This window comes from Salegentibacter echinorum, from assembly GCF_900129445.1.
Classification (GTDB): domain Bacteria; phylum Bacteroidota; class Bacteroidia; order Flavobacteriales; family Flavobacteriaceae; genus Salegentibacter; species Salegentibacter echinorum.
Genome location: NZ_FQVT01000009.1, coordinates 23,770 through 44,213, shown reverse-complemented (window position 1 = coordinate 44,213; position 20,444 = coordinate 23,770). Strand labels below are relative to the sequence as shown.

General features: G+C 36.8%; 17 protein-coding genes. 9 read left to right on the top strand and 8 right to left on the bottom strand.

Going from position 1 to position 20,444, the window contains the following annotated elements; translation table 11 throughout:
* Positions 1 to 28: 28 nt before the first annotated feature.
* Complete coding sequence (ppk1, locus tag BUA71_RS12665) at positions 29 to 2,095, bottom strand: polyphosphate kinase 1 (RefSeq protein WP_072880347.1); 2,067 nt, start codon at positions 2,093 to 2,095, stop codon at positions 29 to 31.
* Between the two features lie 371 nt (positions 2,096 to 2,466).
* Here ppk1 and BUA71_RS12660 point away from each other — a divergent pair, with 371 nt between their 5' ends.
* Positions 2,467 to 4,035: a hypothetical protein gene (locus BUA71_RS12660; protein ID WP_139277101.1), complete on the top strand. Its 1,569-nt coding sequence runs from the start codon at positions 2,467 to 2,469 to the stop codon at positions 4,033 to 4,035.
* Positions 4,036 to 4,350: 315 nt separating this feature from the next.
* Here BUA71_RS12660 and BUA71_RS12655 read toward each other — a convergent pair whose 3' ends face one another.
* Genes BUA71_RS12655 through BUA71_RS12640 form a run of 4 tightly spaced genes read right to left on the bottom strand, consistent with a single transcriptional unit; the run spans position 4,351 to position 7,489 of the window.
* Entirely contained in the window at positions 4,351 to 5,220 is an 870-nt protein-coding gene (locus BUA71_RS12655) for a nucleoside phosphorylase (protein ID WP_072880344.1), read from the bottom strand.
* A gap of 1 nt (position 5,221) precedes the next feature.
* The gene (locus tag BUA71_RS12650) at positions 5,222 to 6,154 is read right to left on the bottom strand and encodes a DUF1835 domain-containing protein (RefSeq protein WP_072880342.1); all 933 of its coding nucleotides are present in this window, start codon (positions 6,152 to 6,154) and stop codon (positions 5,222 to 5,224) included.
* 27 nt (positions 6,155 to 6,181) lie between these two features.
* The gene (locus tag BUA71_RS12645) at positions 6,182 to 6,535 is read right to left on the bottom strand and encodes a translation initiation factor (protein WP_072880340.1); all 354 of its coding nucleotides are present in this window, start codon (positions 6,533 to 6,535) and stop codon (positions 6,182 to 6,184) included.
* Positions 6,536 to 6,538: 3 nt separating this feature from the next.
* Entirely contained in the window at positions 6,539 to 7,489 is a 951-nt protein-coding gene (locus BUA71_RS12640) for an isopenicillin N synthase family dioxygenase (protein WP_072880470.1), read from the bottom strand.
* Between the two features lie 128 nt (positions 7,490 to 7,617).
* On the opposite strand from BUA71_RS12640, the gene BUA71_RS12635 reads away from it, so the two are divergent.
* From BUA71_RS12635 to BUA71_RS12590, 7 genes are all read left to right on the top strand, one after another.
* On the top strand, positions 7,618 to 9,624 hold the full coding sequence (locus tag BUA71_RS12635; protein ID WP_072880338.1) for an alpha-ketoacid dehydrogenase subunit alpha/beta: 2,007 nt from the start codon (positions 7,618 to 7,620) through the stop codon (positions 9,622 to 9,624).
* Positions 9,625 to 9,754: 130 nt separating this feature from the next.
* Positions 9,755 to 9,916: a DUF1328 domain-containing protein gene (locus BUA71_RS12630; RefSeq protein WP_072880336.1), complete on the top strand. Its 162-nt coding sequence runs from the start codon at positions 9,755 to 9,757 to the stop codon at positions 9,914 to 9,916.
* 287 nt (positions 9,917 to 10,203) lie between these two features.
* Positions 10,204 to 10,683 carry a lipocalin family protein gene (locus tag BUA71_RS12625; protein WP_072880334.1) on the top strand — a complete coding sequence of 160 codons (480 nt, stop codon included), beginning with the start codon at positions 10,204 to 10,206 and terminating at the stop codon, positions 10,681 to 10,683.
* 15 nt (positions 10,684 to 10,698) lie between these two features.
* Positions 10,699 to 11,394 carry a YiaD family glycine zipper/OmpA-like lipoprotein gene (locus BUA71_RS12620; RefSeq protein ID WP_072880468.1) on the top strand — a complete coding sequence of 232 codons (696 nt, stop codon included), beginning with the start codon at positions 10,699 to 10,701 and terminating at the stop codon, positions 11,392 to 11,394.
* Between the two features lie 522 nt (positions 11,395 to 11,916).
* The gene (locus BUA71_RS12605; RefSeq protein WP_072880332.1) at positions 11,917 to 12,711 is read left to right on the top strand and encodes an enoyl-ACP reductase FabI; all 795 of its coding nucleotides are present in this window, start codon (positions 11,917 to 11,919) and stop codon (positions 12,709 to 12,711) included.
* A gap of 802 nt (positions 12,712 to 13,513) precedes the next feature.
* Positions 13,514 to 14,230 carry an MBL fold metallo-hydrolase gene (locus BUA71_RS12595; RefSeq protein ID WP_072880330.1) on the top strand — a complete coding sequence of 239 codons (717 nt, stop codon included), beginning with the start codon at positions 13,514 to 13,516 and terminating at the stop codon, positions 14,228 to 14,230.
* Positions 14,231 to 14,498: 268 nt separating this feature from the next.
* Positions 14,499 to 16,490 (top strand): aconitate hydratase, encoded by a 1,992-nt coding sequence (locus tag BUA71_RS12590; RefSeq protein ID WP_072880329.1) that lies wholly within the window; start codon positions 14,499 to 14,501, stop codon positions 16,488 to 16,490.
* Between the two features lie 319 nt (positions 16,491 to 16,809).
* Here BUA71_RS12590 and BUA71_RS12585 read toward each other — a convergent pair whose 3' ends face one another.
* Complete coding sequence (locus BUA71_RS12585) at positions 16,810 to 17,469, bottom strand: endonuclease III domain-containing protein (RefSeq protein WP_072880328.1); 660 nt, start codon at positions 17,467 to 17,469, stop codon at positions 16,810 to 16,812.
* Between the two features lie 236 nt (positions 17,470 to 17,705).
* Between BUA71_RS12585 and bcp the strand changes: the two genes are divergently transcribed.
* Entirely contained in the window at positions 17,706 to 18,161 is a 456-nt protein-coding gene (gene bcp / locus BUA71_RS12580; protein WP_072880327.1) for a thioredoxin-dependent thiol peroxidase, read from the top strand.
* 539 nt (positions 18,162 to 18,700) lie between these two features.
* Here the strand turns inward: bcp and BUA71_RS12570 are convergent.
* Both BUA71_RS12570 and BUA71_RS12565 read right to left on the bottom strand, forming a co-directional pair.
* A complete protein-coding gene (locus BUA71_RS12570; protein ID WP_072880316.1) occupies positions 18,701 to 19,078 on the bottom strand; it encodes a DUF4258 domain-containing protein in 378 nt (125 codons plus the stop codon).
* A 152-nt stretch (positions 19,079 to 19,230) separates the two neighbouring features.
* Complete coding sequence (locus BUA71_RS12565) at positions 19,231 to 20,430, bottom strand: alanine dehydrogenase (RefSeq protein ID WP_072880314.1); 1,200 nt, start codon at positions 20,428 to 20,430, stop codon at positions 19,231 to 19,233.
* Positions 20,431 to 20,444: the final 14 nt, after the last annotated feature.

Here is a 20,444-nt window from a genome sequence, read left to right as displayed (position 1 = left end):
GTCGGAAACCGCTTACTGCGAATGCTTACTAAGACTGCCCTCTTGTTTCATGCTTTTGCTTTAAATAGTTGTATATTTCATATTGTGACCTAATTGGTTTTTCACCTTCAGCTTTAGGCACATATTTGTTTGTTTCTTCAGCATCCTGTATTCTCGCTTTAACATTATCCTGAAGTTGGATTTCCAGAATTTCCTTAAATTCTTGCGCTAGATCTTTATCTAAAATGGGTGCAAGTACTTCTATGCGCCGGGAAAGATTACGTGTCATCCAATCTGCACTTCCGAAGTAAATTTTTTCGTCACCGTCATTTTCAAAAATATAGATTCTACCGTGTTCCAAATACCTATCTACAATACTGGTCATATAGATGTTCTCGCTTAAATTTTTAATACCCGGAATCAAGCAGGTGAATCCCCGCACTAATAACCTAATTTCTACTCCTTCCTGACTGGCGCGATACAAAAGAGCAATAATCCCGGGATCTTCCAGGCTATTCATTTTAGCTGTAATTTTTGCCTTTTTACCATCTCTGGCATTATCTATTTCGTTGTAAATCATTCTATTGAATTCCTGCCGGGTGGAAAAAGGAGAAATAAGTAAATTTTTCTCTCTTGGGATAATGAGTTCACCTTCCAGTACCATAAATAGTCGGGAAAGTTCTTTGGCAATATTTTTATTGGCTGTTAAAATCGCGTGATCACAATAGATTTTTGAGGTCTCGCTGTTAAAATTTCCGGTCCCTATATAGGCATAATTTACTACCTGCTCATTTTCCATTCGTTGAATGAGCATAATTTTAGAGTGTACTTTTATTTTGGGATAAGAATATATAACGTGTGCACCTTTTTCTTCAAATTTCTTTCCCCAAACAATGTTATTTTCTTCATCGAACCTGGCTTTCGCTTCTACAAAAACAGTAACCTCTTTACCTTTTTCCAGGGCACGCAATAGGAGATTGGTAAGTCGGGATTCATCTGCCACCCTGTATAGGGAAATTTTTATAGCGCTCACATTGTTATCATTCACTGCCTGTTGCAAGAAATTCTCTACATAGGCAAAAGACATAAAAGGAAAGTGTAATGACTGGTCTTTTTGTGAAATTGTCTTGAAATAATCTGCCGAGTTTTCTAGTTCCCTGTGTTTTATGTTTGGGAACTTTTTAAAATTTAAATTAGGATTATTAGTAGGATCGGGAAACGACAAAAAATCATTAAAATTATGGTATTTCCCACCGGGCATCATATCTATTTTTCCCAGTTTTAAAAGCTTTCTTATAGTTTTTTGAAGCGCAGCAGGCATCTGGGCGTCATAAAGTAAACGGGTGGGCTGTCCATCGTCACGTTGCGCAAGAGAATTGTATATTTTTTCTGCAAGCACTCCTTCATATTGATCTTCTATATACAGTTCTGCATCCCGGGATAATTTTATCTCAAAAATTCCAGTTATCGTTTTTTCCTCAAAAATTGTAGCAATTTGGCTACGGATAATTTCGTCTAAATATGTAATATCATGACCTTTTGAGTCATTTTCTAAATTTATAAATCTTCCGCAGGCATCCACGGGAATATTAACGAGACCTAATTCCTCTTTTGCATCAAACTGCACGATTAAATAGAGCTCGGCATTTTCAAGAAATAGTTCTTGTTCTTTATGAACCTTAATTATTCTGGGGTCAAGATGTTGTTTAATATTTTTCTGAAAATAGCTGGCTGCAAAACTTTTTTGTGAACTGGTAAAATGCTCTGCTCCTAATAGAAAAATACCATTTTCAGCAAGTTCCGGAAGAATTTGCTTCTCGTAAATTGCACCAAATTTATCTTGTTGAATTTTTACTTTTTTGATAATTTCTTTGGTGGTTTTAGAAGGCTTTAAAGCTAATTTCTTCCTAATACTTTTTTCTACCCTTTTCATTTGGCGTAGCTGGGAAACCCGAACCCTAAAATATTCATCTAAATTTGATGAAAAAATCGCCAAAAAACGAATCCGCTCATATAGCGGATTTATCTTGTCTTCGGCCTCTTGTAAAACTCTGGCATTAAAGCTAAGCCAGTTAAGGTCTCTATGCTTTAAGGGGATTTCCTTTGGATCTTGCATTATCGGTTAGTGGTTTAACCAAAAGTACGAATAAGCCTATAAATTGCTTTTAATTTTGTGTTAAATACGAGATTGCAAATAGACTCAAGAAGGTTTTTTCTTCCGGGTTTTTGAAAAAGCTAATTGATAATGTGAAGAGGTATTTTTGTGAAAACCTGTTTTTCATCTGCATATTGGAAAAAATAGTGGGTTTTCCTCCATATCGATACTAATAACTTATGCTTAATTTTAATTCGATCTAAAAGGTAAGCCTATTTAATTAGGTGTCCTTTGATAAAGCTTCCCCAACTATATCTCCCTACGAATTTCAAGAAATTTGGAGTATTCCGAATTGACTTTTAACCATATTATTAACCAACAAATTATCAATTATGAAAAGAATTAAACATTATTTGATGTACATGGCCGTACTTTCATTAGTTATGGTTTCATGTAGTAAAGAAGAAAATCAGGAAATTGGCGGTAATGATGATGTTGCTACACTTTCTTTTGGTGCAGTTATTAATGACATGATTTCTAAAAATCCCGCTACTAAACAAGCGCTGGAAGAGTTACCGGAATGTTCTGAAGAAGCTCCGGCTTATGTTCATGTGGTTTTAACAGGACCAGAAAATGTAGGAACAATGGCCAGCCCGGTAATGGTCGATGTAAATCCAACTCCCGGTGATTTTGATGGAGATGGAAATGATGAATATTTTACAGAATATTCTTCAGATTTAGAACTTATGCCCGGCTCTTATAGTCTGGATTATTTTGCAGTTTACGATGCTGATGATAACCTAATTTGGGTTGCTCCAGCTAGTGGAAGCGATATGGCAGACTGGGTAGATATGGCTTTACCTATGGATATTGAACTGGGTGCGGGAGTAAAAAAGTATGTTGATGTAAATGTACTTTGTTTTGACGATCGCATGGTAAACCAATACGGTTACCTATTCTTTGATATTATTGGTACCGAAGCAATTGAATTCTGTATTTTTGGTAATATTTGCGGTGAGAATGGAAGACACGCAGTTGCCGACTATTCTGTAAATATCTGGTCTGGTACCGATAATACCGGTGCAGTACTATATGCCGATGTTGAGAATAATGTAGATACAAATAATGATGGCGATGAATATGCCGATCCATTATGTTTCTTCTTACCCGATAGAGAAGGTGAAGACAATTATTATATTGAAATTAGTATAGATGGGGAAGTAGTACGTTCTGGTTCCTTTACCGATGCTACTGTAAAAGGTTTATTCGATGGTGAAGACAATGTAGATTATTATCACTTCTTCGAAGGATGTAGTTCTTCAGATACTCCAAACATTTTTGGAGACAATGGAGGAAATGGAGGACCACCGCCAGTGATAGATGAGGATACCGAAATATATATTTACTTTGATTCTTCCGGTTCTATGAACAGTACTTTAGCACCTTTACAAACTATGAGAAATACTTTACTTAAAGATGCTTTATTACCACTGTATGGAGATGATGAAGATGAATATGACGCTAAAGTACGTGTAATTCAAAATCCTACCGAACGAACTTTTAATATGCTTAATATTGAAGGGGATACACCAACGGGGAATGTAATTGCTTTGGTTTTCCAGGATGAAGCGCAATTTGTGTATCATAATATTGGAGCATCGTGGGATATTAATTCACCAAGGACCGTCACTTATGATACTGACATATCCACTTTACGTGGTCGAGTGGCTTCATTCCCAACAAATTATTACAGAGGAGTGGTTTTTCAAGTAGATGGGTTTGATGACTTTGAAGACTTAATCCATGCCGTAGAAGATGGTACCGGTAACTATAGCGGAAGCAATGGTTTATCTGATAGGAGTGAATTTGCCTATGTATATGATGTAAATGATGGGGATTCAGCTCAATATTATGCAGATCTTATCGTCCAAACTTTGCAAGATCTGGGATATAATCTGTAGTTCATCGTAGTATTTAATAAGGTTAAGTTTTATTTATTGATGAACAAAAGAGACCGTTTCACTTAACTGTGAGACGGTCTTCTTATTTGCAACAACATGTGGTTTAAATAATTTTGGTTGCAGCTTAATTAAACTGTTATAGTTGTAACAGGCTGAAATTCAACACCTATAGCCGCCGAACAGAAGAGTCCTCTCTTAGAATAGGTTTTTTACCCGTAAGACAATCTAAGAACGAAAAAATGAGAATGAAGAGATAAATATAAACGTACTGTTAAACAGAAACCATGTTTTTCTATAAGAGATTTTTGATGAAAATTAATCTACCAGCTTCTCCAGGCTATATTTTATAAGCTTATCTACGGTTTCTTTAGGGTTTCTAGAGAAAGTTCCGGCTGCTCGATTAGCAATAATCGCATTCATTGAAATAGCCTGATGTCCTAATAATTTGGATAAACCATAGATAGCCGAGGTTTCCATTTCTAAATTGGTTATTTCGCGGTCTTTGTAAGAAAATGAACCTAATTTATCATTCATTTCATTATCCTGAAGGGTAAGCCTTAAAATTCTACCTTGTGGGCCGTAAAAACCTATATTTGTTCCGGTTATTCCTTTAAAAGTGTCTTTCCCCTGCATACGCGCGATAAGTTTATCTCCACCCGAAACGATGTAAGGCGCTGCTTTTTTATCAAACCAATTTAAATGTTTAATAAAAGCTTCCTGAAAATCAAGGTCCTGAATGTGCTCGCTCTCATAAAAATGAAGCAATCCGTCTAAACCGATAGCGCTTTCACTTATTATAAAAGCATCTACCGGAATCTCTTTTTGTATGGAACCGGTAGTTCCAATTCTAATAATATCTAAACTGGTTTTTTCCTCTTTAAGTTCACGGGTTTTAAAATCTATATTTACCAGGGCATCCAGCTCGTTAATAACAATGTCTATATTGTCTGGCCCAATACCGGTAGAAATCACACTTATTCGTTTTCCTTTATAAGTACCGGTTTGGGTATGAAATTCCCTTTTTTGAATTTTATGTTCTACGGAATCAAAATATCGGGTGACCTTCTCTACGCGATCGGGGTCTCCAACGGTGATTACCGTCTCGGCCAAATGTTCTGGTAATAAATTGAGATGGTAAACACTACCATCCTTATTTTGGATAAACTCTGAAGCTTTTATGGCCATATTATAGTTTTAAGATTTTATGAGAATCGGAATCGTATAGAAAATCAAAGATTTTAGAACCTCCCATATATTCATCGGTTTTTAGGTCCTGGTAAAAACTCTTTTCCCTTTCCAGTACTTTATTACCACTTTCCGTTAACGTGAGTTTACCATCTTTAAAGGTGTAAAATATTTCCAGTTTTTTCAATAGACGCTCCATTTGAGAATCGCTATATCCATAATATCCCTGGTACTGCAAAGCATATCCTAAGAATTGGTTATAGGAGGTAATGTTTTGATTTTCTATGAGTTTAAGGATATTTTTTTCTAAAGTATTAATACCGGTAACACTATTTGGGTATCGTTCAATATGTGCCCTAATGCAACTGGATAAATATTCAAAATTTGAAGTTTTCTTAATTTGTCTCTTAAGCTTTTGGGGGTTGCTTCCACAATAAAGTTCCCAAACTAAAGAGGCAATTGCCAGGTCATCTTCGGTAAGTTTAATTTTATTCTCGTAATGATTTAATAAGTTTTTGGGGGATAAATGAGATAGCGGGGTTAATTCATTTTCTCCCTTTAGTCGTTTGCTGCAAACTAAATAAAAAGGTTTTTCAACTTTGTGCTCCAAATAAAAGCTAATAGCAGCTAACATATTTATATGGCAAAAAAGATCGAATTCAAACCACAAAACTACGTGATCGTAGTTTTCTACCTGCTTTAACTTTTCCAGTTGCGAAACGAATTTATCCAGGTAATCTTCTGAAGAAATTCCATAGGTTTCTCCTAAGAATTTTTGTCTTTCTTCTATAAAATCTTTTGAGCCAACCTTCTTTATACACCGACCTTCACAAAGTAATTCCCTCCAAACAATAATTTGACCGGGAATTTCGAGACTTTTAACCGTTTCGGTAAGACCGTCTCCATTAATAATGTGCAGCGCATTACTACTCATAGCAAAATTTAATTCTCAATTATAAAATTATCCGCCAACACGTTTAACATTATAGGAGTCTTTTCTAAGAAGTTCCATAATTTTTTCCCTATCATCACCCTGTATGATAATTTCACCGTCTTTGGTAGAACCGCCTACACCACATTTCTTTTTTAGCTTTTTTCCTAGGGCAATTAAATCTTCTTCAGGCCCCTGGAAACCTTTAATAATAGTCACGGTTTTACCACCCCTTCCTTTATTACTAAAGTGTGCTTCTAAATATTGTTCCCGGGGTTCCAAAGATTCTTCAGCTTCATTTTCATTTGCTGTGTTTTCAAGATTATCATTGGTGGAATATACTAAACCGCCAAGATCTTCCAACCCCATTTTCTTCTTAGCCATAAATTATTTTTTTAAGAGTCCTATTTCTACTAATCGTTGATGTAAAAATTCTCCAGCGGTAATATCTTCGTATTGCTTGGGATTTTCTTCATCTATACATTCTTCTAAACAATCTAAACGCATCTCACTTCTAGGATGCATAAAGAAAGGAATAGAATATCTTGGTTTGTCCCATTCTTCTTTTGGAGGATTGATCACCCGGTGAATGGTGGAACGTAACTTATTATTGGTATGTCTTTCTAACATATCACCAACATTAATCACCAATTCATCCTTCTTAGGAACCGCATCTATCCATTCTCCATCTTTTCTTAAAACCTGTAATCCCCCCGAGGATGCTCCCATTAATAAAGTGATTAAATTAATATCACCGTGCGCTCCCGCTCTAACAGCGCCCTTAGGCTCCTCGGTGATTGGTGGGTAATGTATAGGCCTTAAGATACTATTTCCATTACTGGCCCAATGATCAAAATAATGTTCTTCCAAACCAATGTATAAAGCCAGGGCACGTAAAACATAAATACCGGTTTTTTCCAGCATTTTATAAGCTTCCATTCCTACGGCATTGAAATCTTCTACTTCTTCAACCTGAATATTTTCTGGATAATCCTCTGTTAAATTTGCATCTTTATCTGGAATCTGTCCAAAATGCCAAAATTCCTTTAAATCACCTTCTTTCTTACCTTTAGCGTGTTCTTTTCCAAATGAAATATAACCGCGTTGTCCTGCCAAACCTTCAATTTCATATTTCTTTTTAACTTCTAGCGGAAGATCAAAAAAACTCTTTACCTCTTTATAAAGGTTAGTTTCCAGTTTTTCTACTAAGAAATGATTTTTTAAAGCTACAAAGCCAATTTCTTCATAAGCTTTTCCAATTTCTTGAACAAACTTCTGCTTTTTTGCCTCATCTTTAGAAAGAAAATCGGCCAGATCTACACTGGGAATATTATTCATCGCCATATATTACTAAGTTTTTTCAAAATTTATCAATCAAAGTTAACTAAAAATATGAGAGTTCCCGAGGCTTTTTAAATTTCTTATCATTTATATTTTTGGTTACATTTGAGAAAGAAACGTTCACTATGCAGCCAGATACTTCAGAAAAAAACAAGATTACTTTTCAGAAAAACCAACTTTCTTCATCAGAACTATTAGACTTATATAATGCGTTGCTGAAACCAAGATTAATTGAAGAAAAAATGTTAATCCTTCTTCGACAGGGAAAAGTATCAAAATGGTTTAGCGGGATAGGTCAGGAAGCGATTTCAGTTGGTGTAGCGAAAGCTTTAAATAAAGATGAGTATATTTTACCAATGCACCGCAATTTGGGCGTATTTACCACTAGAGACGTCCCTTTAAATAGACTGTTTTCGCAGTGGCAGGGAAAACAAAATGGTTTCACTAAAGGTAGGGATCGCAGTTTTCATTTTGGTACGCAAGAGTATAAAATAATTGGGATGATTTCTCACCTGGGGCCACAGCTTGGCGTGGCCAATGGTATTGCCCTGGCACATAAACTAAAGAAGGAGAATAAGCTTACAGCAGTTTTTACCGGGGAAGGTGGTACCAGTGAAGGAGATTTTCACGAAGCGCTTAATATTGCTTCAGTTTGGGAGTTGCCGGTTATATTTTGTGTTGAAAATAATGGCTACGGACTTTCCACACCTACCAATGAGCAGTATCGTTGTGAAAACATAGCTGATAGAGGACAGGGCTACGGTATGGAGTCGCATATTATAGATGGAAATAATATTATTGAAGTATATACCCGTGTTTCTAAAATTGCCGAAAGTATTAGAAATGATCCCAGGCCGGTTTTAATAGAATTTAAAACCTTTAGAAGACGTGGCCACGAAGAAGCTAGCGGTACTAAATATGTGCCAGAAGATTTGATGAAGTTTTGGGAGCAGAAAGATCCTATAGACAATTTCAGGAGGTTTTTAAAGAATGAAAATATTCTTTCTGAAGCCCAGGATGAAGATTTTAAAGAGAAAATTAAACTTGAGATTGATACGCATTTAGAGACTGCGAACAAAGAACCCATTACTACTTTTGATGAAACAAAAGAGTTGAATGATGTTTTTCAGAATTTTAAATATGAAGATATACAGAGTGTTGATGCCTCAGAAAATATTCGACTTATAGACGCTATCGCCCAGGCGGTAGCACAAAGTATGCATCGTCACAACTCGCTGGTATTAATGGGACAGGATATTGCTGAATATGGTGGGGTTTTTAAAATCACCGAAGGTTTAGTCGCTAAATTTGGAAAAGATAGGGTTAGGAATACCCCAATATGTGAATCGGCGGTGATAGGAGCCGCAATGGGTCTTGCTATAAATGGTATGAAAGCTATGGTAGAGATGCAGTTTGGAGATTTTGTGAGTTCTGGCTTTAACCCCATTGTAAATTACCTGGCAAAATCTAATTTTAGATGGAACCAAAATGCCGATGTTGTCATAAGAATGCCCTGTGGTGCAGATGTAGGTGCAGGACCATTTCACAGCCAAACCAATGAAGCCTGGTTTACTAAAGTTCCCGGGTTAAAAGTAATCTACCCAGCCTTTCCCTATGATGCCAAAGGCTTATTAAATACTGCTTTTAACGATCCTAATCCTGTTTTGTTTTTTGAACATAAAGCATTGTATAGAAGCATTCGCCAGGAAGTGCCGCAAGACTATTACACTTTACCTTTTGGTAAAGCTTCGGTTTTACAGCGAGGCTCTAAAGTGAGTGTGATTACCTATGGCGCGGCGGTGCATTGGGCAATGGAAATCATAGCCAAAAATGAATTGGAAGAAATAGAACTTATAGATCTACGAAGTTTGCAACCTTTAGATATCGAATGTATCATCGCTTCGGTTAGAAAATGCGGAAAAGCTCTTGTGCTTACTGAAGATTCACTTTTTGGCAGTTTGGCTTCAGAAATTTCAGCATTAATTTCAGAATCTTGTTTTGAGTTTTTGGATGCTCCTGTGATGCGGGTAGGTAGTCTGGAAACGCCCATTCCATTTGCACCAGGTTTGGAAGAAGGCTATCTCCCGAAGCAGCGTTTTCAGGAAAAATTACTGGAATTAATAGCTTATTAATAAAAATTAGCGAAATCAAACATAGAATTAAGATTCCTTAACATTAGGCTTGTTAAAGTATTAATAATCTTTTGTGTCACTTCATTTGCTGCTGTAATTTAGTTGATAACTAATCTAAAAATCTAATATTATGATACGTTTAATCGTTATTTTCTTAATTATTGCCCTGGTGGCCGCTGTTTTTGGTTTTGGAGGAATGGCAGAAGGATTCGCCGATATTGCAAAAATTATATTTTACATTTTCCTGGTACTACTGGTGATTTCACTTATTAGTAGATTATTTAGAAGATAATTTGTAGAAAGCAATGCTGTTAACCTTACAGCTTGTAGGTAATGGAAATAAAGATTAAAAAAGTTTCTTTCCAAATAGAAACCTTTTTAACTTCTTATGAAGAAGAAAAAAATTAAAATGAGAAATCCAATGTTTTAAAAACGGTAAATCCCGAAAACATTGGATTTTTACTCGATAATCGAAATTTAAATACCTCGAGACTTGTATCAAAACCAAAGTAATCTTCCTATTTAATCTTAAGTAGGCTTGCTGCGAGGTAGTTTATTTTTAAATTAAAACAATAAATGATGAGAAAAATTCTAATTCTTGGTGTGGTAGCGATTTTATTTGCTGCCTGTGGACCAAGTAAACAAGCCAGAGAGGCGAGAAAAACTTTTAATGGAGATTGGACGCTTACCAGTGTGACCTATCCTAAAAATTCGGGGGAATTTGACGTGACTTTATTTAATGAGGCCAATGCATCCTGTTTTGAAAATAGTACCTGGAATTTTATTTCTAATAACAACCGTGGTGCTTACAATGTACAGGGGCCTAATTGTGATGGAGGTCAGCGTTATTTTATATGGTCGATTGATGAAGAAAATACGCCGGAAGGAGTTTATGATTTCCTACTAAAACCAACTAACGCAGATTATGATTCGACTACTGGAAATCAGGGGTTCAGACTTAATTTAAGATCGGTTTCTGCAACGCAAATGGTATGGGAACAATCTGTAATGCTTGATGGTTCTCCATTTGTGATTCGAATGAATTTTTCTAAACTTTAAAATAAATTAATGATTATGAAGATGACAATAAATAGAATGTTCGCTATGCTCTTTGCAGCTACTATGCTATTTGGTTGTGATGCTGTACAGAATGCAAATAACAAACAAAAAGGCGCTGTTATTGGTGCCGGTAGTGGTGCTGCAATTGGTGGCGTTATAGGAAATAATGTTGGAGACGGTAATACAGCCCTGGGTGCCATTATTGGTGGCGTTGTAGGTGGTGCTGCCGGAGGTTATATTGGTAACCGCATGGACAAGCAAGCTAAAGAAATTGAGCGCGAAGTGCCCGGTGCAGAAGTAGAACGTGTAGGTGAAGGGATTAATGTGACTTTTGATGAAAGTAGCGGAGTGTATTTTGATACTGAAAAATACAATATCAATTCGAAATCCCAGCAAACCTTAAATAAATTAGCTTCTATCTTTAAAGAATATCCAGATTCTAACATTTTGATAGAAGGACATACCGATAATACCGGTGCAGAAAGTTATAACCTTACCCTTTCAAAAAACCGTGCCCAGGCGGTAACAAATTACCTTGCTGGACAGGGATTAAGTAACGGTAGGTTTGAAACAAAATGGTATGGTGAAAATCAGCCAAAATATGATAATTCTACTGCTGAAGGTAGAGCTAAAAACCGTAGGGTAGAATTAGCTATTATCGCGAATGAAGATCTAAAACGAGAAGCAAAGCAGAAGACGGGTAACCAGTAATTACCGTTCTAAATACACTTTATTAAAAATCCCGGCTTTCAAGTCGGGATTTTTTTTATTCTTTTTTCTACATTAAAGGCATGAATGACATCGAAATCATTATTATTGTTGATTTCGCTGGCTACCCGCTGGCATTCATCTTTTCCGGTTTATAAAGGAGATTATTTTAATTGCAAAAAAGGGATATTCCCAGAAGTTTGTGGTTAAAAATCTTTCTACTGAAACTTTTCCCTCTTTTGAAAATTTTGAAATAGATATTTTTAAAGTAACAAAGGTCGTTAATAATATAGACGCAAAAAACGAGCTACCAGATATAAACCATTTTACATTTCATCCCGGTGGAAAGAAAATAAAGCAAACAGTTGAAGATCTTTTTGCTAACTTAGGTAAAAATATAAACGAAAACACGAGAAGTGTTTTACAAATATGGAAATATTAATAGTGTAACCGTGCTTTATGTTTTGGAGGAGTTTATAAAAAACAACCCGAAGCAAGGGAACAGGCACAAAGAGTTTTATTAAAATGGTAAAGGAATTTAAAGACACTAATTATTGGGCGATAATTTTAGGCGGAAGTAGCGGCCTTGGCTTTGCTACCGCCAGGAAATTGGCGCGTCACGGGATGAATATTATTGTAGTTCACCGCGATAAGCGAGCAGATATTGCTGAAATTGAAGAAGCCTTTGAAGATATAAAGAAGCAACAAGTTAATTTTGAAAGTTTTAATGTGGATGCCACAAATGCTGAAAAACGAGAAAGCCTTATTAATCAAATCGCTGAAGTTTTAGGTACAGAAGGAAAAGTGAGGACTTTAGTTCACAGTATCTCTAAAGGAAACTTAAAGCCAATGACAGGTGAGGAACCAACTCTCGAAAATATAGATTTTCAGGTTACTATAGATGCCATGGCGATTAGCCTTTATGATTGGACCAAAGCGATTTACAAGTTCAATTTATTTGCCAAAGACGCTAGAATTATTTCTTTTACCAGCGAAGGCAATAAAAAAGCCTGGGCCAATTATGCAGCGGTTTCGGCAGCAAAGGTTGCTTTAGAAGCAATCACGAGAAGCATTGCTTTAGAGTTTGCACCCCACGGAATTAGGGCAAATTGTATCCAGGCGGGAGTGACCGTAACCAGGTCTTTTCAAATGATTCCCGGTAATGAGACTCTTAGAGTTCACGCTCTTAAGCACAATCCTTTTAAACGACTCACCGTGCCAAATAATATCGCCAATATGGTGTATTTGTTAAGTAAAGATGAAGCAGATTGGGTTACCGGAACCATTATTCCTGTAAATGGGGGAGAGCACCTTAAGTAGTTTTTTTAATCGCAGGGCGATAGCCAGGGGTTTAATCCCCGGGGGGCTCGAAATAAAAGAGCTTTTTCGGAAGCATACTGCGCACCCCTGGGTCGAGGCTGTTGATTACATTTCTGAAATGTTGTTTTTTTAAAATACGACTCTATAATTAAGCAATTGTCTTATAGCTGGCCATTTCTCTTTGTGGCCCGGCTCTTACATTTTGACGAAAATTCTGCGGAAAGAGTTTAAACCTTATCATCAGGTTTCCAAAGATTTTATTTTTAGGAATATTAACTGCGAGAATATTAAACCTGAAATCTTAGAAATGGTTTCCGAAGTAAAAATTCCGAAGAAAACATTAGAAAAATCGGTTCCTATTTTAGTAAAATGGTAATGTAAATGGTAGTAATTTTTAAGAAAGTATAGTTGTAATAAAGTAAATTTCCTGGAAAACCATACTAGGTTTAAATATAGACCGCTATAAAACAAATCTCTTTTTACTTTAAAATATTCATACTTGTACCGCAATTTCAAAATTTATCAAACCGGCAAAAAGCTGAAAAATAAACGCTGCTTTATGCCAATAAAAAGCTTTGGAAAAAGCACTTAAGCCAGGACATTTAGCGATAGAAAAAGACCGTTTTGGTATTCCTTTCTGCTCTTATTGTGGCGCTCGTCAAAAAATAGCATTTAGTCTTTAGCAACACGGCGCCTATTCTTCTTTTCTGCTTAGTTAAAACTCTCCTAAAGCCTCGTTAAAGCCTTGTGCTGAAGAAGTGCAATTCGTATCTTCAAACAACTAATTTAAATACAATAGAATATGAAGACAGTTGACAAAATGGAGGTATTACATAGCCAATCTGCCGAATTTATTGAAAAAGGTGAAACCGGGAAATTTTTAAAACTAATACCCGATACTTTTATTATTAAAGGTGAAGAAAAAGATGGCGTTTTCAACCAGGGATACGCTTTAAGACATATAAACAGACAGGATATTTTGCTAATTGATGTGGTGGAAGAATCTAGCAAAAAAGCTGTAAAAAAACTGGTAGAAGACGGTTATAAAATAAAGGGAATTCTTATTACCTGCGACGGAATTCTAGAAAATGCCTATGCTAATTTAGAAACGCTTTCCAAAGATGCCGGTAACGCTCCAATATTTGCGCATCCGAGAAACAATTTTAAAGACAAGTTTAAAACTAAAGATATTTTAGAGCGCAAAGGAACTTTAAAGGATTTTGGGCTTAAAGTATTTGATTTACCGGGCAATGGTGGCGCATCGGTAATTATTTATTCTGAAATTAATGACGGAATGTTATTTCCGGGGGAAGATGCAGAAGGTTCTGCTTACGATTCAGATCTAAATACTTTTAAAAGGCCAAAAATGGAAAGGTCTAATGACGATTATGGTCTTGCGGAAAGTTGGAGCGCCTTTAGAGAAGAGTTCTCTTATTTGTTTCCTAGAAAAGGAAAACCCGGCTTTAACATTGAAGAGGGGCAGGAGCGAGATATTTTAAATTCGCTTAGCCAGAGCTAAATTATAAAGAAATTTAAAAGCTGTTTCTATACTGTTTTTGAGAATATATTTCAATCGCGAGGTTCTAATTATTCGAAAAGTAGTATTCAAACAGCTTTTTTATGTTGTTTTTTAAATCAAATGAAGTTGCAAGAAGCCTGGCTTAACCGTTTTGATTGCATAATTACGCAGATCCAGGAATAATGGTGGTAAAATGCTTTAAGATATTGTTAAAGTGCCTTATTACTCGTCTAAAAATTAATATTTTAAAGGTTAAAATTAATCAACTATGTCCAAATTAAATGTAACACAAAAATTAATCAGAGAACACTTGCTGGAAGGCGAGCTAATTCCCGGAAAGGAAATTGGGATCAAAATAGACCAGGCATTATTACAGGATGCAACCGGTACTTTAGTGCAATTGGAACTGGAAGCTATGGGATTAAAGAAAGCCCAGACGGAAGTAGCGGTTCAATATGTAGATCACAACTTACTGCAAACCGATTTTAAAAATGCCGATGACCATTTATTCTTGCTTTCGGCCGCGAAAAAATTCGGACTTTGGTATAGCCGACCCGGTAATGGGGTGAGCCACCCTGTGCATATGGAAAGATTTGGAAAACCGGGGAAAACCATGGTAGGTTCAGATAGTCATACCCCTGCAGCAGGTTCTCTTGGAATGCTGGCCATTGGTACCGGCGGACTTGATGTTGCTGCTGCAATTGCAGGACAACCTTATTATGTAAAAATGCCAAAAGTTTGGGGTGTAAAATTAACCGGAAAGTTACCAGACTGGGTTAGTGCCAAAGATGTGATTTTAGAAATGCTTAGGCGTCACGATGTTAAAGGTGGTGTGGGAAAAGTTATTGAATATTACGGAGAAGGTCTTGAAAATTTAAGCGCGATGGATAGGCACGTGATTGCCAATATGGGCGCTGAACTCGGTGCAACTACTACAGTTTTTCCTAGTGATTTAGAAACGAAAAGATTTTTAAAATCTCAGGAGCGTGAAGATGATTGGAGAGAATTACTGGCAGATGAAGGATGTGAATATGATCTTCATGAAGAAATTATTTTAGATGATCTGGTACCTTTAATTGCCTTACCAACCAGCCCCGGGAATGTTGTTCCCGTTAGTGAAGTTGCGGGGAAACCAATTAGCCAGGTAGTAATAGGCTCTTCTGCAAATCCCGGTTTACGGGATTTTTGGATAGCGGGAGCAATTGTAGAGGATAAAGCCGTAAATAATGACGTTTCTTTTGATATAAACCCTACTTCAAGACAGATAATTCAAAATATGATTGAAAATAGGGCTTTTGCGAATTTGATAAAAGCAGGTGCACGTTTTCACCAATCTGGGTGTATGGGCTGTATAGGAATGGGACAGGCACCAGCTTCAAATACCATTAGTTTGCGTACCATGCCGCGAAACTTCCCAGATAGATCGGGTACTAAGGATGACCAGGTGTATTTATGTAGTCCCGAGACAGCGGCGGCTTCAGCTTTAACCGGTAAAATTACAGATCCGCGGGATTTAGAGAAATTATACGATATGAAGTATCCTAAATTCGAATATCCCGAGTATCATATTATTAAAGAAGATATGTTGGTAGCGCCTCCCGAAGATGGTTCCCAGGTACAGTTGGAGAAAGGTCCCAATATCAAATCCTTACCGCATATCGAACCAATGAAAGATGATTGCGAGGTACCGGTGCTTTTAAAAATGGGCGATAATATTTCTACCGATGGAATTTTAAAAGCAGGGGCAGAAGTATTGCCTTTTAGAAGTAACCTGCCTGAGATAAGTAAATTCGCTTATACGGTTATAGATGAAACGTTTTATGATCGGGCTATGAAGGCGAAAGAAGATCACGGTGGTCATATTGTAGTAGCAAAAGATAACTATGCTCAGGGCTCCAGTAGGGAACATGCCGCGATTGCACCAAAATATTTAGGTCAGGTGGCAGTAATTGCAAATAGCTATGCTAGAATTGCCTGGCAAAACCTGGTGAATTTCGGAATTTTACCTTTGGAGTTTTTGGATATTGCAGACTATGAGAAAATTGAACAGGGTGATAAAGTGAAATTTGAAAACCTTAGAGAAGACATTGAAAACAGAAATAACATTAAGGTAAATGTCATAAAATCTAACGGGGACACGGTGAGCTTTGAAACGAAGCATACGTTAAGTGACCGCCAGATTAAGATTCTACTGAAAGGTGGAATTATCAATGAGTTTAAAGAGCGTATTGATGCTAATCAACTTGGCACCGATGCTTAGTAAACTTTAGGTAATTAATAAAAGGCTGTTTTAAAATTAATTAAAACAGCCTTTTTCATGTTTAAAATTCAAAAGGCTACGTTAGACATACGAATGGTTTTACACGCTCCCCTTCAAAAGTTTTATTGGTATTCAAATGAGGAAAACTAATCACTTTAATGAAGTTTTCCCGAATTATTAGGAGCTGAAATAGTCCCGTTTTATGAATAGCGATTTTTCTCAAACAAACTTTACATACAATCTACATTATACAACATTCGTTTTTGTAAAGAAGTTTACTCATTGTTCAATAGCCCCCGGTATATTAATTCATATCACTTTATTTTTTCTTCTTCCGGTCATATTCTTTAAGTACAGTTTTTCTGCCAATTGTTTTTGTAATTATATCCTTCTCAAGATCCCAGCCACGGGCCGGGGAGTATTGCCTACCATACCAAATTATCTGCAAATGAAGCCTGTTCCAAAGATCTTTTGGGAATAAGCGTTTGGCATCTTTTTCGGTTTGTTTTACATTTTTACCATTTGTTAAATTCCAACGATACATTAAACGATGAATATGTGTATCTACAGGGAATGCAGGTACGTTGAACGCCTGCGACATCACCACACTGGCTGTTTTATGTCCCACCGCAGGTAAGGCCTCTAGAGCTTCAAAATCTGCTGGCACCTGTCCGTCGTGCTTTTCCAATAATATTTTAGACAGTCCGTGAATCCCCTTAGATTTCATAGGAGATAATCCTACCGGTTTGATAATTTCCCTAATTTCTTCTACAGAAAGTTTAACCATATCCCTGGGGTTATCTGCTACCTCAAAAAGTAATGGAGTGATTTGGTTTACCCTCACATCGGTGCTCTGGGCAGAAAGTAGAACTGCAATGAGTAGTGTGTAAGGATCTTTATGATCTAGGGGAATGGGGATTTCAGGATAAATATCATTTAAAGTATCAATAACAAAACTTACTTTTTCTTTTTTGGTCATATTTAATATTGTTTAATGTCACTCATTTCTGAAAAGAGTGTTTAAATACTGTAGTTTTTCTGTCTTCTTTATATTGTATAAATCTTGAAGAGTCTCTAATCCTTCCAGATGGTTTTCTCCAGATCCTAATTCCTGGAAAATATATTCCTAAGGGTATCTCCTGGACTTTTCAAGAGGTACTTGATTTTTCATACCTTTGGTTAAAGTCAAAATGAATAACTACAAAAATAAGAAATATGACAACATTAGAGGTTGGTGATAAAGCCCCGGAATTTTCTGTGTCAGATCAGGATGGCAATACTGTAAAATTAAGTGATTTTAAAGGAAAGAAATTGGTGCTGTTTTTTTATCCCAAAGCCAGCACTCCCGGCTGTACGGCCGAAGCCTGTAATTTAAGGGATAATTGGAAAATATTTGAAGAAAAAGGATATGCAATCCTTGGTGTAAGTGCAGACACGCAAAGAAAACAAACATATTTTAAGAATAAATACGAGTTGCCATTTCCACTATTGGCAGATGAGGATAAGGAAGTGATAAATGCCTACGGCGTTTGGGGAGCCAAAAAATTTATGGGAAAAGAATATGAGGGAATCCACCGAACAACTTTTATTATTGATGAAGAAGGAAAAATTGAAGAGGTAATTAAAAAGGTGAAAACCAAAGACCATAGCAATCAAATACTGGAGGAATAGTTCTCGTTTCTCAGTTGTCAGTTCTCAGTTCTGGGTTGTCAGTTTGCTTGACTTGTTACGTCGTTTCGTAAATTCTTAATGTTTGTTGTTTGTTGAGAGCGAGGACGAAGGACGATGCGGTTAATTGAACCTTGAACCTTGAACCTTGAACCTTGAACCTTGAACCTTGAACCTTGAACCTTGAACCTTGAACCTTGAACCTTGAACCTTGAACCTTGAACCTTGAACCTTGAACCTTGAACCTTGAACCTTGAGCTGTTTCCAGCACCAAGTGAATACTGCGACACTGGTTACTGGTCATTGCGAGCGACATAGGAGCGTGGCAATCTGTTGCTGGTCGGGGGTTGATTTCAATTACCATACAACCCATCAACAAAAAACCCTCCGTCTTTTCTGCTGAAAAGCAGAAAATCCACCTCCCCTTGAAAAAATAGGGGAGGAACTTTTTGGCTTTCCTTTCTCCGACTTTCGGGTTTTAATATTAGTTTGTTGTTTATTGACTTTTTTAGCCTTAAACCTCTAACCTCTAACCTCGTACTTTATTCATTCTTTAAAGCAACTTTCTGCACGGTTGCGATGCTGTCGCAATTTTCAATTTTTAGTTCAAGCGTTTTGTTCTCCACTTTATTGGTGATTAAAAAAACATTACACGGGTCCCCATCGGTATTGCTGCGGCCAAAATCCACATCACCATTTTTTAAACTTTGAGACACCAAAGCGGTATCTAACTTATTGGCTTCAAAATAGCTAAAAGCTTCAGGAGAAAATTTGCGCTCTTTAATTCTTATATTTTTCAAAACCCGGGCGTCTGGGAGATAATCACAGGAAGATCGTTTTCCGCTAAGAAAGAATATTAAAAACATTATTCCGAAGAATAAACCTACAGAGAAATAACCTATTCGATGAATCAATTTCATATATATTTCTTTAATCTTTTTATAGAAATTCAGCACAGGTTTATTATCATTTCCTGTGGGTTGCTGGTTTTTGCGTTCAGCATTTCATGCTGACCTCATTTAAACGCTTTAAAATTTTTGTGTTTCCGGAAAACCGGGAATTTGGGATAGTATCAAAAAATCAATAAATTAATATCACGGTAAGAAAGATCAAACCACTCGGCGATAGATTTATTAGTTAAAATCCCGTGGTAAAAGTACAAACCATTTCTCAAACCTTTATCAAATCGAAGTGTATTTTCCAATCCGCCTTCTTCTCCAATGTGTAAAAGATAAGGCGTAAAGATATTACTGATAGATAAAGAAGAAGTCCTGGCGTACCGGGAAGGAATATTGGGCACACAGTAATGTAAGACGTTATGTTTGGTGAAAATAGGCTTATCATGCGAGGTAACCTCACTGGTTTCGATGCAACCGCCCATATCTATACTCACATCTATAAGCACAGCACCGCGCTTCATTGTTGCTACCATATCTTCGGAAATTAGTACCGGACTCCTGTTTTTACCGCGAACAGCGCCAATAAGTACATCACAACGTTTTATAGCCTTACTTAGATTTTTTGGTTGAATGGTTGAAGTATAGAAAGTTTGATTGAGATTATTCTGAATTGTACGAAGTTTGGTAAGGGAACTGTCAAAAACTTTAATATTGGCACCAAGTCCCAACGCAGATCTGGCGGCAAATTCTCCTACAGTACCAGCCCCGAGAATAACCACCTCTACCGGTGGAACGCCGCTTATATTCCCAAACATAAGCCCGTTGCCGTTGATGTTGTTACTCATAATTTCTGAAGCAATAAGCACTGAAGCGGTGCCGGCAATTTCACTTAATGCCCGCACCAACGGATAAGTGTTATCTTCATCCCTTATAAATTCAAACCCCAGGGCCGTAATACGCTTTTCTGCCAATTTTTGGAAATAGGCTTTACATTGTGTTTTAAGCTGAAGCGCAGAAATTAATATGGTCTGCGGATTGATCATATCCAATTCGTCCAGGGAAGGTGGTTCTATTTTTAAGATTGTAGGACAGGAGAATACTTTTTGTGTGTCTTTAGTGATTTCGGCACCGGCGTTAGAAAAATCTTTATCGCTAAAACGAGCCCATTTTCCCGCCCCCGATTCTATCATTACACGATGGCCGTGAGCAGTGATAGCCGCAACAGCATCGGGACTTAAGCAAATTCGTTTTTCCTGGTATGAAGTTTCCTGTGGAATGCCAATAAATAATTCTCCCTTGTTTTGTTGAATTTCAAGAGTTTCTTCCTGCGGAATTAATTGTTCTTTGGTAAAAGGAGAAACCTGTTTAGCCATAGTGATGCATTACT

Bases quoted from the DNA above. Each gene is read 5' to 3' on its own strand.
- ppk1 (WP_072880347.1), bottom strand. From the start codon at position 2,095: ATGCAAGATCCAAAGGAAATCCCCTTAAAGCATAGAGACCTTAACTGG.
- BUA71_RS12660 (WP_139277101.1), top strand. From the start codon at position 2,467: ATGAAAAGAATTAAACATTATTTGATGTACATGGCCGTACTTTCATTA.
- BUA71_RS12655 (WP_072880344.1), bottom strand. From the start codon at position 5,220: ATGGCCATAAAAGCTTCAGAGTTTATCCAAAATAAGGATGGTAGTGTT.
- BUA71_RS12650 (WP_072880342.1), bottom strand. From the start codon at position 6,154: ATGAGTAGTAATGCGCTGCACATTATTAATGGAGACGGTCTTACCGAA.
- BUA71_RS12645 (WP_072880340.1), bottom strand. From the start codon at position 6,535: ATGGCTAAGAAGAAAATGGGGTTGGAAGATCTTGGCGGTTTAGTATAT.
- BUA71_RS12640 (WP_072880470.1), bottom strand. From the start codon at position 7,489: ATGAATAATATTCCCAGTGTAGATCTGGCCGATTTTCTTTCTAAAGAT.
- BUA71_RS12635 (WP_072880338.1), top strand. From the start codon at position 7,618: ATGCAGCCAGATACTTCAGAAAAAAACAAGATTACTTTTCAGAAAAAC.
- BUA71_RS12630 (WP_072880336.1), top strand. From the start codon at position 9,755: ATGATACGTTTAATCGTTATTTTCTTAATTATTGCCCTGGTGGCCGCT.
- BUA71_RS12625 (WP_072880334.1), top strand. From the start codon at position 10,204: ATGAGAAAAATTCTAATTCTTGGTGTGGTAGCGATTTTATTTGCTGCC.
- BUA71_RS12620 (WP_072880468.1), top strand. From the start codon at position 10,699: ATGAAGATGACAATAAATAGAATGTTCGCTATGCTCTTTGCAGCTACT.
- BUA71_RS12605 (WP_072880332.1), top strand. From the start codon at position 11,917: ATGGTAAAGGAATTTAAAGACACTAATTATTGGGCGATAATTTTAGGC.
- BUA71_RS12595 (WP_072880330.1), top strand. From the start codon at position 13,514: ATGAAGACAGTTGACAAAATGGAGGTATTACATAGCCAATCTGCCGAA.
- BUA71_RS12590 (WP_072880329.1), top strand. From the start codon at position 14,499: ATGTCCAAATTAAATGTAACACAAAAATTAATCAGAGAACACTTGCTG.
- BUA71_RS12585 (WP_072880328.1), bottom strand. From the start codon at position 17,469: ATGACCAAAAAAGAAAAAGTAAGTTTTGTTATTGATACTTTAAATGAT.
- bcp (WP_072880327.1), top strand. From the start codon at position 17,706: ATGACAACATTAGAGGTTGGTGATAAAGCCCCGGAATTTTCTGTGTCA.
- BUA71_RS12570 (WP_072880316.1), bottom strand. From the start codon at position 19,078: ATGAAATTGATTCATCGAATAGGTTATTTCTCTGTAGGTTTATTCTTC.
- BUA71_RS12565 (WP_072880314.1), bottom strand. From the start codon at position 20,430: ATGGCTAAACAGGTTTCTCCTTTTACCAAAGAACAATTAATTCCGCAG.